The following is a 13,689-nucleotide window of genomic DNA, read 5'->3' as shown; positions in this document are numbered from 1 at the left end:
GGGCTGCCGGCAGGCTGGCGGGTGCGGGCACGGCCACGCCAGGCACTTGGGCGGCCGCCGCCGCTGGCGTTGCGGCCGGGGCTACGGATGGCACGCCTGCCAGCTTGTTGAGGTCACTGATGTTTTTGGACAGCTCCGCGACGCGGGCTGAACTGTCTTTGGCCTGCCGGTCCTTGGCGATCTGGTCTTCGGTCGGCGTGCCCGCCTTGCCCTGGACCGCACCCTTGGACAGCGTCAACCTGTCAGGTGTGGCATTGGCCGGCGCGTGGTCTTCCACACTGGCTTGCACCTTGCCGGCGGCCTGACGATTGGCGCTGGTGACTTGCGTGGTTGGTGCTCCCTCGGCCAGCCGGCGGCGGAAGGCGTTGAAATCCTTGCTTTGGGCCACGATGGTTTGCGTGGCTTCGCTGGCAGAAATGGCGCTGGCCGCTTCGGCGCTGGGAACATCCAGCACCGCGCCGGACTTGATCCGGTTGACGTTGCCGCCAATGAAGGCGTCGGGGTTGCTTCGGAGCAGGGCCAGCAACATCTGGTCCAGCGACACGCTGGCCGGTTTGTTCCGCGCGGCAATTTTTCCAGCGGTGTCGCCGCCTTTGACCGTCACCTGATGCTCGGCAGCCGGGTTTTTTTCAACCGGGCTGGCTGGCGCCACAAGGGCTTTGGTCACCGTGGCCGGGCTGGGGGCCGATGGCTGGCTGATCCGGGCCGGCGCAGTGGTGGGGGCTGCCGGCCGCGACAGAGCCGGGGCCGTGGGCGCCACCGCCGCGCTGGCGCTGTTGGCGCGCAGGCTGGGCGGGTCAAACAGCATGGTGTAGTCGCGAGTGACGCGTCCGGACGCCCAATTCGCCTGGAGGATGAGGTCCACGAAAGGCTCGGTCACGGGGCGGTTGCTGGTCAGGCGCAGATAAGACCGGCCGTCTGGCCGGCGCTGCAAATTGACTTCAAGGCCCGCCACGACAGCGCTGTATTCAAACCCGGCCGCCTTGAAGGCTTCGGGTGAGGCCACGCCAGCCTTCAGGCTGGCGGCTTCGTTGGCGTTGATGTCTGCAATGTCGATTTCCGCACGAAGGGGCTCACCCAGCGCCGATTGAACAGTGATGCGACCCAGCGCCAGCGCATGAGCTTCAAAAGCAGCCAGACTGCCCAGCAAGGCAATGGCGGTTGCCAGGGCGCCAATACGCCAACGACCTTGGTTATTCATGGGGTTTGGAGCCTCCAGCGCTCGGTCTGCTTGTAACTTTGTTCTGCTGATGCGCACAAAAACCTCAATGCGAATTTTCGAAAAACAACCTTAACATCAAGGCATTAGGCTGACAAGCTAAGACTCCACTTAAGTATTGGCGTCGTGAATTGGCATCAATTTGCCAGTTTCGATTGTTGCCTGACCACAACGTCCGGTGACAAGCAGTTACGAGTGACGCGCTCATGGGAGCGGTCACCCGTAGTTACAAAGTTCAGGCCTGAAGCAGGATGCGCAGCATGCGGCGCAGTGGCTCGGCCGCACCCCACAACAGCTGGTCGCCGACGGTGAACGCGCCCAGGTATTCCGGTCCCATGGCCAGCTTGCGCAGGCGGCCGACCGGAATTTGCATGGTGCCGGTCACAGCCACCGGCGTCAGGTCCTTGATGGAGGCTTCGCGCGTATTCGGCACGACCTTGACCCAGTCGTTGTCGGTCGCGATCATGGCTTCGATGTCGGCCAGCGGAACGTCTTTCTTGAGCTTGAAGGTCAGTGCCTGGCTGTGGCAGCGCATGGCGCCTATGCGCACGCAGAAGCCGTCGACCGGCGTTTCGGCCGTGCCAAAGGCTGCGCCCTGGCCCAGGATCTTGTTGGTCTCGGCGCCGCCTTTCCATTCTTCCTTGCTCATGCCGTCGCCCAGGTCCTTGTCGATCCAGGGGATCAGCGAGCCGCCCAGTGGCACGCCAAAGTTGGCGGTTTCGCTGGCTGACAGCGACTGCTGCCTGGCCAGGATGCGGCGGTCGATTTCCAGAATCGCCGATTTCGGGTCGTCCAGCAGGGCCTTGACCTCGCTGTTGAGCGTGCCGAACTGGGTCAGCAACTCGCGCATGTGCTGAGCGCCGCCGCCCGATGCCGCCTGGTAGGTCATGCTGGTCATCCACTCGACCAGGCCGGCCTTGTACAGCGCACCCACGCCCATCAGCATGCAGCTGACCGTGCAGTTGCCGCCCACCCAGTTGTTGCCGCCCTTGGCCATGGCATTTTTGATGACGGGCAGGTTGACCGGGTCCAGGATGATGACGGCGTCGTCATTCATGCGCAGGGTGGAGGCGGCGTCAATCCAGTGGCCTTTCCAGCCGGCAGCGCGCAGCTTGGGGAAGATTTCCGAGGTGTAGTCGCCGCCTTGCGCCGTGATGATGATGTCGCACTTCTTGAGCGCCTCGATGTCGTAGGCGTCCTTGAGGGTGGTTTCGTTCTTCGCCTGGGCCGGGGCCTTGCCGCCGGCATTGGAGGTTGAGAAGAAAACCGGCTCGATCAGCTCGAAGTCGCCTTCGGCCTGCATGCGGTCGATCAACACCGAGCCGACCATGCCGCGCCAGCCGACGAGTCCTGTGAGATTGCCTGAGAGTTTCATGGGATTGCCCTTCAAAAAGTACGAAATACGGCTTTTTGGTCCGGCTCATCGAGCCAGCGGGCACGACGAACCGGGCTTGTCAGCCTTTAATGGTGGTCGTTTTGGTGATCTGGGCAAAAACCGGCGCTCGGCTTCCCGCACGCGGGGCGGCGGGGAAGCAGGAGAAAGCGGAGCTTTTACACATAAGCGATATTGTAGCCAAGCTTGTCTTTGCGCTGGCTTGAAGGCCTTTGCAAACCACCGGCTGGTGGTGGTTTGCAGCGAAAAAACGTCAGCCCAGGGCCTTCACCACGGCGTCGCCCATCTCAACGGTGCCCACTTTGGTCGTGCCTTCGCTGTAGATGTCGGGTGTACGCAGGCCCTGGCTCAGCACCGTGTCCACGGCTTTTTCGATGCGTGCGGCGGCTTCCGGCTGATTCAGGCTGAAACGCAACATCATGGCGGCGCTCAAAATGGTGGCCAGCGGATTGGCCACGCCCTTGCCGGCAATATCGGGCGCGCTGCCGTGGCTGGGCTCGTAGAGGCCCTGGTTTTTGTCGTTGAGGCTGGCCGAGGGCAGCATGCCGATGCTGCCGGTCAGCATGGCGGCGGCGTCGGACAGGATGTCGCCGAACATATTGCCGGTGACCACGACGTCGAATTTTTTCGGCGCCTTGACCAGCTGCATCGCTGCGTTGTCCACATACATGTGGTCCAGCGCCACGTCGGGGTATTGCAGTCCGACTTCGGTGACTACGTCTTTCCAGAGCTGGAAGGTTTCCAGCACATTGGCCTTGTCGACGCTGGTGACGCGCTTGCCGCGTTTGCGCGCCGCCTGGAAGGCGACATGGGCGATGCGCTCGATTTCCGGGCGCGAGTAGCGCATGGTGTCGAAAGCCTCTTCCGAACCCGGGAAGTGGCCGTCGGTGGCGACGCGGCGGCCGCGTGGCTGGCCGAAGTAGATGTCGCCGGTCAGCTCGCGGATGATGAGGATGTCCAGGCCGGCCACCAGCTCGGGCTTGAGGCTGGAGGCGTGTGTGAGCTGCTCATAGCAGATGGCCGGGCGGAAATTGGCGAACAGGCCCAGGTTTTTGCGCAGGCCCAGAATCGCCTGCTCGGGGCGCAGCGGGCGGTCCAGCTTGTCGTATTTCCAGTCGCCGACTGCGCCAAACAGGATGGCGTCGGCTTGCTTGGCGAGCTTGAGCGTGCTCTCGGGCAGCGGGTGACCATGGGCCTCGTAGGCGGCGCCGCCGACCAGCGCGCTCTCGGTTTCGAACTTCAGGTCCAGAACCTTCAAGACCTTGACGGCCTCGGCGACGATTTCGGTGCCTATGCCATCACCGGGAAGAATTGCGATTTTCATTGAATACTCTTGTTTTGATAGCTATATGCGCAGGCCAGCCAAGGGCTGGAGCACGATTTGATCGGTAAATGGAGGCGAGATGCTCAGCCCACCAGCGTGTGGGCCAGCCAGGGTTTTTTCGCCAGGCGCTCGGCTTCAAAGGCCTTGATCTTGTCGCTCTGGCGCAGGGTCAGGCCGATGTCGTCAAAACCATTGAGCAGGCAGTATTTGCGAAAGGCCTGCACCTCAAAGGGCAGTTCTTCGCCTTGGGGTTTGACGATGACCTGGCGCTCCAGATCAATCGTGAGCTGATAGCCGGGAAAGGCCAGCGTTTCGTCAAACAGCTGGGCCACCTGCGCCTCGGGCAGGACGATGGGCAGCAGGCCGTTCTTGAAGCTGTTGTTGAAAAAGATGTCGGCGTAGCTGGGCGCGATGATGGCGCGAAAACCGAACTGGTCCAGCGCCCAGGGTGCGTGCTCGCGCGAAGAGCCGCAGCCGAAATTCTTGCGCGCCAGCAGGATGGAGGCGCCGGCGTAGCGCGGCTGGTTCAGCACGAAGTCGGGGTTGGGCTTGCGGCCGGCCGGGTCCTGGCCGGGAAAGCCGGCGTCCAGGTAGCGCCATTCGTCAAACAGGTTCACGCCAAAGCCGGTTTTTTTGATCGACTTGAGGAACTGCTTGGGAATGATGGCGTCGGTGTCGACGTTCTCGCGGTCCATGGGGGCCACGAGGCCTTTGTGTACGGTGAAGTTTTTCATGGGTCTGGTGCTTATTTCTTGGCCGCGTTTTCAACGGCGGTGCCGGCACGCTGCACGTCCTGGCCGAAGCCCTTCATGGTGTTGCAGCCGCCCAGCAGCAGGGCGGGCAACACGGTGAGGGCAATCATGAGCAGTGAGCTGATCTTTTTCATCGGGTTCTCCTACAGTTTCCTCAGACAAATTTGCGGATATCGACAAAGTGGCCGTGCACGGCGGCCGCCGCGGCCATGGCCGGGCTGACGAGGTGGGTACGGCCACCGGCGCCTTGCCGGCCTTCAAAGTTGCGGTTGCTGGTGGAGGCGCAACGCTCGCCCGGCTCCAGCCGGTCGGCATTCATGGCCAGGCACATGGAGCAGCCGGGTTCGCGCCACTCAAAGCCGGCGGCCGTGAAAATTTTGTCTAGGCCTTCACGCTCGGCCTGTTCCTTGACCAGGCCCGAGCCCGGCACCACCATGGCCAGTTTGACGTTTTTGGCCACTTTCTGGCCCAGCTTCTTGACGACCGCCGCGGCCTCGCGCATGTCTTCAATGCGGCTGTTGGTGCAGGAGCCTATGAACACCTTGTCGATGTAGAGGTCGTTCAGCGCCTTGCCGGGCTGAAGACCCATGTAGGTGAGCGCGCGTTCGATGGCGCCGCGCTTGTTGGCGTCTTTTTCCTTGCCGGGATCGGGCACCCGGTCTTCAATCGAGAGCACCATCTCGGGCGAGGTGCCCCAGGTGACCTGCGGCAGGATCTGGCTGGCGTCGAGCTCGACCACAGTGTCGAATTTCGCATCGGCGTCGGAATGCAGCGTGGCCCAGTACTGCACGGCCATGTCCCATTCCGCGCCGGTGGGGGCCAGCAGGCGGCCTTTCACATAGTCAATGGTTTTCTGGTCCACGGCCACCAGGCCGGCGCGTGCACCGCCTTCAATGGCCATGTTGCAGACCGTCATGCGGCCTTCCATGCTGAGCGCGCGTATGGCCGAGCCGGCGAATTCAATCGTGTAGCCGGTGCCGCCGGCGGTGCCGATCTTGCCGATGATGGCCAGCACGATGTCCTTGGCGGTGCAGCCCCTGGCCAGGGTGCCTTCGACCTTCACGAGCATGTTTTTGGCTTTTTTGGCCAGCAGGGTTTGCGTGGCCATGACATGCTCGACCTCGCTGGTGCCTATGCCGTGGGCCAGCGCGCCGAAAGCGCCGTGGGTGGAGGTGTGCGAGTCGCCGCAGACCACGGTCATACCGGGCAGGGTGGCGCCGTTTTCGGGGCCTATCACATGCACGATGCCCTGGCGTTTGGAGAGGAAGGGGAAGAAGGCCGCCGCGCCGAATTCCTTGATGTTGGCGTCCAGCGTGGTGATCTGCTCTTTGCTGATCGGGTCGGCGATGCCGTCGTAGCCCCGCTCCCAGCCGGTGGTGGGCGTGTTGTGGTCGGCGGTGGCGACGATGGAGCTGATGCGCCAGACCTTGCGGCCGGCTTCGCGCAGGCCTTCAAAGGCTTGTGGGCTGGTGACTTCGTGCACCAGGTGGCGGTCGATGTAGAGAATGGTCGTGCCGTCTTCTTCGGTGTGAACGACGTGCTCGTCCCAGATCTTGTCGTAAAGGGTGCGTCCCATGTGTTTTCCTTCGTGGTCTCTTCGTGGTTTGCTGATGATTTTAGGCGGGTGAGGGGGCCAGTTCCACCGTGGCGGCGGCGGGCCGGAGCCGGGGTGGCGGATGCTGCGTCAGGTGGTCGACCAGCAGCCGGGCGGTCAGGGGCAGGGTGGAGAAATCGCGCGCCACCAGCTGGATCTGGCGCGTCGCCCAGTCATCCAGCAATGCGACGGATTCCAGTTCGCCCACGCCGTGCATGAGCTCAAAGGCGCGCTGCGGCATCACGCCCACGCCCAGGCCGTTGTGGATCATGCGGCACATGGCGTCCAGGCCGGTGACGTGGATGCGCAGCCTGATGGTTCGGCCGACGGCGGCGGCGGCCTGCCGCATGGCCAGGTAAATCGAGCTGTTGGAATGCAGGCCGACCTGGTCGTAATCCAGCGCCGCTGCAAAATTAATAGCACCTTGCCCGCACAACTCGTGCCCTCTGGGCACAATCAGCACCAATTTATCGCTGCGGTAGGGCTGTGTCTGCAGCTCGCCCGTGCCGTGCGCCGTGTTGCAGATGCCGAGGTCGGCGGCGCCCTCCTGCACGGCGCGGACCACCTCGGTGCTGAGGTGCTCTTCCAGGTCGATCTTGATTTCGGCGTGCCGGCGGATAAAGGCGCCGAGGTCTTCAGGCAGGAACTGCACGATGGCCGAGATGCTGGCGTGCACGCGCACATGGCCGCGCACGCCGTCGGCGTATTCGCTGAGCTCGCCCTGCATTTTTTCCAGGCTGAACAGCACCGAGCGCGCATGGTGCAGCAGGCTTTCGCCGGCCGGGGTCAGGTCAACGCCCCGCGTGTGGCGATACAGCAGCGGCGTGTCCAGCGTGGCTTCCAGGTCGGAGAGGCGTTTGCTCACGGCTGAGGCGGCGATGAACTCGCGCTCCGCCGCCTTGCCTATGCTGCCGAGCTCGCACACGGCCACAAAGAGCTGAAGCGAGGTCAGGTCGATGCGGCGGGCGAAATTGCGTTCTGAGCTTTTGGTGGGCATGGGCGTAACGTCATCGCATTTGGCGATGGATTGCTATTTTGAGCCTTTATTCCCGATTTTGTCATCGCAAAGCGAGATGGCTGACTTGCCGGAATGGCTGTCTGCTGCCGAGCCCGGAAAGGGTTTTCGGAATATTCTGGATGTTTTATGGGTTCGGCCTAAGCCAGATGGGTGCAGTCAGCTATTGAAACCATAGCGCTCAGACGTTTAAAAGCCCGCCGATGTGACCATCTGGCGGGCTTGGGTCAAGCGCTAACTACCGGGACGGCTTAACGCTGGGCCATGGGCTTCACGTCACGCGGCGTCGAGCCGGTGAACAGCTGGCGCGGACGGCCGATCTTGTACTCGGGGTCGCCAATCATTTCGTTGAGCTGGGCGATCCAGCCCACCGTGCGGGCCAGCGCGAAGATCGCGGTGAACAGCGGCACGGGAATGCCGATGGCGCGCTGCACAATGCCGGAGTAGAAGTCGACGTTGGGGTAGAGCTTGCGGGAGACAAAATAATCGTCTTCCAATGCAATCTTTTCCAGGGCCATGGCCAGCTTGAACAGCGGGTCGTTTTCGAGGCCCATCTCCTGCAGCACTTCCTTGCAGGTTTCCTGCATCAGCTTGGCGCGCGGGTCGTAGTTCTTGTACACACGGTGGCCAAAGCCCATCAGCTTGACGCCGGAGTTCTTGTCTTTCACCTGCTTGATGAAGTCGCCGATTTTCTCGACACCGCCGTTTTTCTGGATGTCGCCCAGCATGTTGAGCGCCGCTTCGTTGGCGCCGCCGTGCGCCGGGCCCCAGAGGCAGGCCACGCCGGCCGCGATGGCGGCAAACGGGTTGGTGCCCGACGAGCCGCACAGGCGCACCGTCGAGGTCGACGCGTTCTGCTCGTGGTCGGCGTGCAGGATGAAGATGCGGTCCAGTGCGCGCTCGAGCACCGGGTTGACCTTGTACTCCTCGCAGGGCGTGGCAAACATCATGTGCAGGAAGTTGCCGGCGTAGCTCAGGTTGTTCTTGGGGTACATGTAGGGCTGGCCCACGGTGTACTTGTAGGCCATGGCGACCAGCGTAGGCATCTTGGCAATCAGGCGGATGGCCGCAATTTCGCGGTGCTCCGGATTGTTGATGTCGGTGCTGTCATGGTAGAAGGCCGACAGGGCGCCGACCAGGCCGGTCATGATGGCCATGGGGTGCGCATCACGGCGGAAACCGCGCAGGAAGAATTGCATCTGCTCGTTGACCATGGTGTGGTTGGTCACGCGGTGGACGAAATCTTTTTTCTGGTCGGTATTGGGCAGCTCTCCGTACAGCAGGAGGTGACAGGTTTCGAGGTAGTCGCAGTTGGTGGCGAGTTGCTCGATGGGGTAGCCGCGGTACAGCAGTTCGCCCTTGTCGCCGTCGATGTAGGTGATGGCGGACTGGCAGGCCGCCGTCGACAGGAAACCGGGGTCATAGGTGAACATGCCGGTCTGGGCATACAGCTTGCGAATGTCCACGACATCCGGGCCCACACTGCCGTGATACACCGGCAAATCGACGCTGGGGCTGCCATTGCTGAAGGACAGGGTGGCTTTGTTGTCAGCTAGCTTCATTTCTCGCTTCTTTCTTTCATATCAAATTGGCACAAGCACGGACTCAGCGGGCCGGTGCTGCGGGGCGCAACAAGTCTAAAACTTCAAGCGCCTCCGACGTAGAGGCACAGGTCTGTGCTTCTGCATCAGAGAGTTGGCCGGGTTCCTTCCTTTTTAACAGAAGGTCCAGCAAATCATTGTCAGACAAGTCCATCAGATCATTGAGGCCTTTGGCCTGCCTGACGCTGAGTGTGGCCTCGTGACGAAGAAAGAACCTTTCGATCAGCAGGTCGTTTTCCAGCAGGCCGCGGCGGCAACGCCACTTCAGCTTGCTTAAACCCCGCTCGTCGAGCAGCTCGTCGGTGGTGTTCATGAGAGCGTGTGAGAAAGCGCGATCAGACCGTCCGCAGGACCATCATCTCCTTGATTTTGCCGATTGCCTTGGTCGGGTTCAAGCCCTTGGGGCAAACATCGACGCAATTCATGATGGTATGGCAGCGGAACAGGCGGTACGGATCTTCCAGGTTGTCCAGGCGCTCCTCGGTGGCTTCGTCGCGGCTGTCCGCCAGGAAGCGGTAGGCCTGCAGCAGGCCGGCCGGGCCCACGAACTTGTCGGGATTCCACCAGAAGCTGGGGCAGGAGGTGGAGCAGCTGGCGCACAGGATGCACTCGTAAAGACCATTGAGCTCTTCGCGCTCTTCGGGGCTTTGCAGGCGCTCTTTTTCGGGCGGCAGGTTGTCGTTGATCAGGTAGGGCTTGATCGAGTTGTACTGCTTGAAGAACTGCGTCATGTCGACGATCAGGTCGCGCACCACCGGCAGGCCGGGCAGCGGCTTGAGCACGATGGTGCCCTTGAGCGTGCGCATGTTGGTCAGGCAGGCCAGACCGTTCTTGCCGTTGATGTTCATGGCGTCCGAGCCGCAAACACCTTCGCGGCAGGAGCGGCGGAAGCTGATGGTGGGGTCTTGCGCCTTGAGTTTCATCAGGGCGTCCAGCAGCATGCGCTCATGACCGTCGAGTTCAACCTCGATGGTTTGCATGTACGGCTTCGCGTCGGTATCTGGATCGTAGCGGTAGATCTGGAATGTGCGTTTGGTCATGTGGGTTCTCGCTTCTTTTCGTCGCAGGGCCGTGTTTAGAACGTACGCGTTTTCAGCGGCACGGACTCGACGGTCAGCGGCTTCATCTGCACGGGTTTGTAAGCCAGGCGGTTGCCTTCGCTGTACCACAGGGTGTGCTTGTGCCAGTCGGTGTCGTTGCGGCCGTTGGGATGTTCGGGCGTATCGCCGTAGTCATCGACCGAGTGCGCGCCACGGCTTTCCTTGCGGGCGGCGGCCGACACGATGGTCGCTTGCGCGGCTTCGATCAGGTTTTCGACTTCCAGGGCCTCGGTGCGTGCCGTGTTGAAGATCTTCGACTTGTCCTTCAGGCCGATGTTCTTGACGCGCTCGCGCAGTTCGGCGATTTTCGCCACGCCCTCGTCCATGATGGCCTGGGTGCGGAACACGCCAGCGTGCTGCTGCATGGCGGCGCGGATGTCGTTGGCCACGTCCTGGGCGTATTCGCCGCCGGTGGCGTTGTCCAGGCGGGCGATGCGGGCCAGGGTCTGGTCAGCCGCATCGGCTGGCAGGGCCTTGTGCGTGGCGTTGGTCTTGTTGAATTCAACAATATGGTTGCCGGCCGCGCGGCCAAACACCAGCAGGTCGAGTAGGGAGTTGGTGCCCAGCCGGTTGGCGCCGTGCACTGACACGCAGGAGCATTCGCCCACGGCGTAGAGGCCGTTGACGACAACGCTTTCGTTGTTGGCGTTTTGCGTGACCACCTGGCCGTGGATGTTGGTCGGAATGCCGCCCATCTGGTAGTGGATGGTGGGCACCACGGGAATGGCTTCCTTGGTGATGTCGACGTTGGCAAAGTTGTGGCCGATTTCCAGCACCGACGGCAGGCGCTTGGCGATCGCGTCCACGCCCAGGTGGGTCATGTCCAGCAGGATGTAATCCTTGTTGGGGCCGCAGCCACGGCCTTCCTTGATTTCCTGGTCCATGGAGCGCGACACGAAGTCGCGTGGCGCCAGGTCTTTCAGGGTGGGCGCATAACGCTCCATGAAGCGTTCGCCATTGCTGTTGCGCAAAATGGCGCCTTCGCCGCGGCAGCCTTCGGTCAGCAGCACGCCGGCACCGGCCACGCCGGTGGGGTGGAACTGCCAGAATTCCATGTCTTCCAGGGGGATGCCGGCGCGTGCCGCCATGCCCAGGCCGTCGCCGGTGTTGATGAAGGCGTTGGTCGACGCGGCAAAAATACGGCCCGCACCGCCGGTGGCCAGCAGGGTGGTCTTGGCTTCGAAAATATGCACGTCGCCGGTTTCCATTTCAATGGCGGTGACACCGACCACGTCGCCATCGGCGTCGCGAATCAGGTCCATGGCCATCCACTCCACGAAGAAGCTGGTCTTTTCCTTGACGTTTTGCTGGTACAGCGTGTGCAGCATGGCGTGACCGGTGCGGTCAGCCGCGGCGCAGGCGCGCTGGACGGGCTTTTCGCCGTAGTTGGCGGTGTGGCCGCCGAAGGGGCGCTGGTAAATCGTGCCGTCCGGGTTGCGGTCAAAAGGCATGCCCATGTGCTCCAGGTCGTACACGACCTTGGGCGCTTCACGGCACATGTATTCGATCGCGTCCTGGTCGCCAAGCCAGTCGGAGCCCTTGACGGTGTCGTAGAAGTGGTAGTGCCAGTTGTCTTCGGACATGTTGCCCAGGGAGGCGCCAATGCCGCCCTGCGCGGCGACGGTGTGCGAGCGTGTCGGGAACACTTTGGAGAGCACGGCCACGTTCAGGCCGGCGCGGGCCAGTTGCAGCGAAGCGCGCATGCCGGAGCCACCGGCACCGACGATGACGACGTCAAATTTGCGCTTGGGAAGTTTGGAAGTAGCGGTCATGATGTTTGGGAGTCTCGATAGTGGGATGCGGCCAGAGGGGGCTTAGAGGCGCCACAGGACCTGAATGCCCCAGCCAGCGCAAGCGACCAGCCAGACGAGGGTAAAGACCTGAAGGAGCAACCGCAGCCACACAGGCTTGATGTAGTCCATCCAGATGTCGCGCATGCCGACCCACACGTGGTAGAGCAGGGCAAGGATGACGGTGAAGGTCAGCACCTTCATCCACTGGGCCGAGAAAATGCCGGCCCACTGGTCGTAGCCGATGGGGCCTTTGCTGAAAATCACCTGGGCCAGAACGAGCAGGGTGAAGAGGGCCATCAGGGCCGCGGTGACGCGCTGGGCCAGCCAGTCGCGCAAACCGTAGTGAGCGCCGACAACGATGCGTTTGGATCCGTAGTTAACAGACATGGTGTGCTTCTTCTAATTAGTAAAGGCCAAACAGTTTCGCGCCCAGGATGAGCGTGAGGGCCACACTGACGACCAGTGTGAAGGCGGCCGACGATTTGCCGAACTCCTTGCTGACGGCCGCGTGGCTGGTATCCATCCACAGGTGGCGCAGGCCGGCGATGAAGTGGTGCAGATACGCCCAGATCAAGGCCAGCGCGACCAGCTTCCACAGAAAGCCGGGCAGGCCCAGCATGCCGATGTTGAAAGCCGACTTGAATTTGGCAAACGAGATTTCAGAAGAAATCGAGGTGTCGAACATCCAGATGATGAAGGGCATCAGGAGAAACATGATGGCCCCGCTGATGCGGTGGAGGATGGAGACAATGCCTGCAAGAGGGAGGCGGTAACCGGGAAGGTCGGTGAAGGCGTTGATGTTGCGGAATTCAGGCCGCTTGGGACGCTGTTTGGATGCCAGCTCTGTCATTTTTGGACTTTCGTGGGTGTAACTGGGTGGTAACCGGGAATTGCAATTACAGCTAAAACCTTCAAATTCTATTGCAATGCAGCAAGCGGCTGAGGAACCGATTGTGCATCTTGAGAATTCCCGTCAACTAAGCTCATTTTTGTAATGATGGGTATCGGTGCGGTACAACCCGCGGCGCAGTTCCATGGGCAGGTCGTTGTAGGTGTAGGCGATGCGTTCCACGCTCAAAAGCGGCTCACCCACCGGCACCTTCAGCAGTTCGGCGGAAGCTGCGTCAGCGGCCACCGCGCGGATTTTTTCTCCGGCGCGCACCATGCGCACGCCAAATTCGGTTTCAAACAAGGCATACATGGGGCCGCGGTAAGTGGCCAGTCGCTCGGCCGTCATGCCCTTGAAGGGGCCGCCGGGCAGCCAGACGTCTTCCAGAATGGTGGGCGTGCCCTGAAAGGCCAGCACGCGGCGCAATTGCAGCACGGCATCGCCGGTGCGCAGGGCCAGCGGCCGGGCGATGTCTGCCGGCGCGCGTAGGCGTTTGCAGTCGATGATCTGGCGTTCGGCCGGCCCTTCGCTGTTGGCGTCTCCGCTGTCGGGCATCAGGCGCAGGAAGCGGTATTGCACATGGTGCTCGGCGTGGGTGGCGACGAAGGTGCCCTTGCCCTGGCGGCGCACCACCAGGTTTTCGGCAGCGAGTTCATCGATCGCCTTGCGCACCGTGCCCTGGCTGACGCGAAAACGCGCAGCCAGGTCCATCTCACTGGGAATCAATTCGCCGGGTTTCCACTCGCCCGCCTGCAGGCTTTGCAAAATCAGGACCTTGATCTGCTGGTACAGCGGGCTGAAGGCCGGCGTCACGCCCGCAACCGTACCGGTCTCGCCGGCGGTTGCGAGGGTGTCGGTCAGTGGGAAGGGGGTGGTTGCCATGCGTAAAGCGGGTTAAAAATGGTGCTTTGGCGCGCCAGTGGCGCAGCGGAAGAGCCTGTTCCTATCATATCTTATATAAGACATAAGACAAATTGACGCGCCGCGTTTTTCGAGCGTAAAATCTTCG

Annotated in this window: 14 protein-coding genes; all 14 read right to left on the bottom strand. The window is 62.0% G+C overall.

All coding sequences use genetic code 11. The features are described 5' to 3' along the window. Positions 1-1,201, bottom strand: a 1,201-nt coding sequence (locus tag PJE01S_RS19610) for a type IV pilus assembly protein FimV (protein ID WP_281178629.1), incomplete at its 3' end; no start/stop codon positions are given. Between the two features lie 253 nt (positions 1,202-1,454). After that, positions 1,455-2,594 carry an aspartate-semialdehyde dehydrogenase gene (asd, locus tag PJE01S_RS19605; protein ID WP_068835339.1) on the bottom strand — a complete coding sequence of 380 codons (1,140 nt, stop codon included), beginning with the start codon at positions 2,592-2,594 and terminating at the stop codon, positions 1,455-1,457. A gap of 271 nt (positions 2,595-2,865) precedes the next feature. Continuing rightward, on the bottom strand, positions 2,866-3,936 hold the full coding sequence (gene leuB, locus PJE01S_RS19595; RefSeq protein ID WP_068835337.1) for a 3-isopropylmalate dehydrogenase: 1,071 nt from the start codon (positions 3,934-3,936) through the stop codon (positions 2,866-2,868). Between the two features lie 83 nt (positions 3,937-4,019). Further along, a complete protein-coding gene (gene leuD / locus PJE01S_RS19590; protein ID WP_068835336.1) occupies positions 4,020-4,670 on the bottom strand; it encodes a 3-isopropylmalate dehydratase small subunit in 651 nt (216 codons plus the stop codon). Between the two features lie 11 nt (positions 4,671-4,681). Further along, on the bottom strand, positions 4,682-4,822 hold the full coding sequence (locus PJE01S_RS19585) for an entericidin A/B family lipoprotein (RefSeq protein WP_068835335.1): 141 nt from the start codon (positions 4,820-4,822) through the stop codon (positions 4,682-4,684). Between the two features lie 20 nt (positions 4,823-4,842). Next, the gene (gene leuC / locus PJE01S_RS19580; RefSeq protein WP_068835334.1) at positions 4,843-6,264 is read right to left on the bottom strand and encodes a 3-isopropylmalate dehydratase large subunit; all 1,422 of its coding nucleotides are present in this window, start codon (positions 6,262-6,264) and stop codon (positions 4,843-4,845) included. Between the two features lie 40 nt (positions 6,265-6,304). Next, positions 6,305-7,279 carry a LysR family transcriptional regulator gene (locus tag PJE01S_RS19575; protein WP_068835333.1) on the bottom strand — a complete coding sequence of 325 codons (975 nt, stop codon included), beginning with the start codon at positions 7,277-7,279 and terminating at the stop codon, positions 6,305-6,307. Between the two features lie 269 nt (positions 7,280-7,548). Further along, positions 7,549-8,859: a citrate synthase gene (gene gltA / locus PJE01S_RS19570; RefSeq protein ID WP_068835332.1), complete on the bottom strand. Its 1,311-nt coding sequence runs from the start codon at positions 8,857-8,859 to the stop codon at positions 7,549-7,551. A 43-nt stretch (positions 8,860-8,902) separates the two neighbouring features. Further along, on the bottom strand, positions 8,903-9,211 hold the full coding sequence (locus PJE01S_RS19565; RefSeq protein ID WP_068835331.1) for an FAD assembly factor SdhE: 309 nt from the start codon (positions 9,209-9,211) through the stop codon (positions 8,903-8,905). Positions 9,212-9,233: 22 nt separating this feature from the next. After that, on the bottom strand, positions 9,234-9,938 hold the full coding sequence (locus PJE01S_RS19560; RefSeq protein ID WP_068835330.1) for a succinate dehydrogenase iron-sulfur subunit: 705 nt from the start codon (positions 9,936-9,938) through the stop codon (positions 9,234-9,236). A gap of 35 nt (positions 9,939-9,973) precedes the next feature. Continuing rightward, a complete protein-coding gene (gene sdhA, locus PJE01S_RS19555; protein WP_068835329.1) occupies positions 9,974-11,770 on the bottom strand; it encodes a succinate dehydrogenase flavoprotein subunit in 1,797 nt (598 codons plus the stop codon). A 42-nt stretch (positions 11,771-11,812) separates the two neighbouring features. Continuing rightward, positions 11,813-12,178 carry a succinate dehydrogenase, hydrophobic membrane anchor protein gene (gene sdhD, locus PJE01S_RS19550; RefSeq protein WP_068835328.1) on the bottom strand — a complete coding sequence of 122 codons (366 nt, stop codon included), beginning with the start codon at positions 12,176-12,178 and terminating at the stop codon, positions 11,813-11,815. A gap of 16 nt (positions 12,179-12,194) precedes the next feature. Then, entirely contained in the window at positions 12,195-12,641 is a 447-nt protein-coding gene (sdhC, locus tag PJE01S_RS19545) for a succinate dehydrogenase, cytochrome b556 subunit (protein WP_068835327.1), read from the bottom strand. Between the two features lie 123 nt (positions 12,642-12,764). After that, entirely contained in the window at positions 12,765-13,562 is a 798-nt protein-coding gene (locus PJE01S_RS19540; protein ID WP_068835326.1) for a GntR family transcriptional regulator, read from the bottom strand. Positions 13,563-13,689 lie beyond the last annotated feature (127 nt).

The sequence above is a fragment of the Polaromonas jejuensis NBRC 106434 genome, from assembly GCF_001598235.1.
Lineage (GTDB): Bacteria > Pseudomonadota > Gammaproteobacteria > Burkholderiales > Burkholderiaceae_C > Polaromonas > Polaromonas jejuensis.
Note: the sequence above shows the minus strand (reverse complement) of the source record. Positions and strands in the feature narration are given on the sequence as shown.

Coding starts and splice junctions, on each gene's coding strand:
- leuB (WP_068835337.1), bottom strand. CDS start 3,936: ATGAAAATCGCAATTCTTCCCGGTGATGGCATAGGCACCGAAATCGTC.
- PJE01S_RS19585 (WP_068835335.1), bottom strand. CDS start 4,822: ATGAAAAAGATCAGCTCACTGCTCATGATTGCCCTCACCGTGTTGCCC.
- sdhD (WP_068835328.1), bottom strand. CDS start 12,178: ATGTCTGTTAACTACGGATCCAAACGCATCGTTGTCGGCGCTCACTAC.
- asd (WP_068835339.1), bottom strand. CDS start 2,594: ATGAAACTCTCAGGCAATCTCACAGGACTCGTCGGCTGGCGCGGCATG.
- gltA (WP_068835332.1), bottom strand. CDS start 8,859: ATGAAGCTAGCTGACAACAAAGCCACCCTGTCCTTCAGCAATGGCAGC.
- PJE01S_RS19540 (WP_068835326.1), bottom strand. CDS start 13,562: ATGGCAACCACCCCCTTCCCACTGACCGACACCCTCGCAACCGCCGGC.
- PJE01S_RS19575 (WP_068835333.1), bottom strand. CDS start 7,279: ATGCCCACCAAAAGCTCAGAACGCAATTTCGCCCGCCGCATCGACCTG.
- sdhA (WP_068835329.1), bottom strand. CDS start 11,770: ATGACCGCTACTTCCAAACTTCCCAAGCGCAAATTTGACGTCGTCATC.
- leuC (WP_068835334.1), bottom strand. CDS start 6,264: ATGGGACGCACCCTTTACGACAAGATCTGGGACGAGCACGTCGTTCAC.
- leuD (WP_068835336.1), bottom strand. CDS start 4,670: ATGAAAAACTTCACCGTACACAAAGGCCTCGTGGCCCCCATGGACCGC.
- PJE01S_RS19565 (WP_068835331.1), bottom strand. CDS start 9,211: ATGAACACCACCGACGAGCTGCTCGACGAGCGGGGTTTAAGCAAGCTG.
- PJE01S_RS19560 (WP_068835330.1), bottom strand. CDS start 9,938: ATGACCAAACGCACATTCCAGATCTACCGCTACGATCCAGATACCGAC.
- sdhC (WP_068835327.1), bottom strand. CDS start 12,641: ATGACAGAGCTGGCATCCAAACAGCGTCCCAAGCGGCCTGAATTCCGC.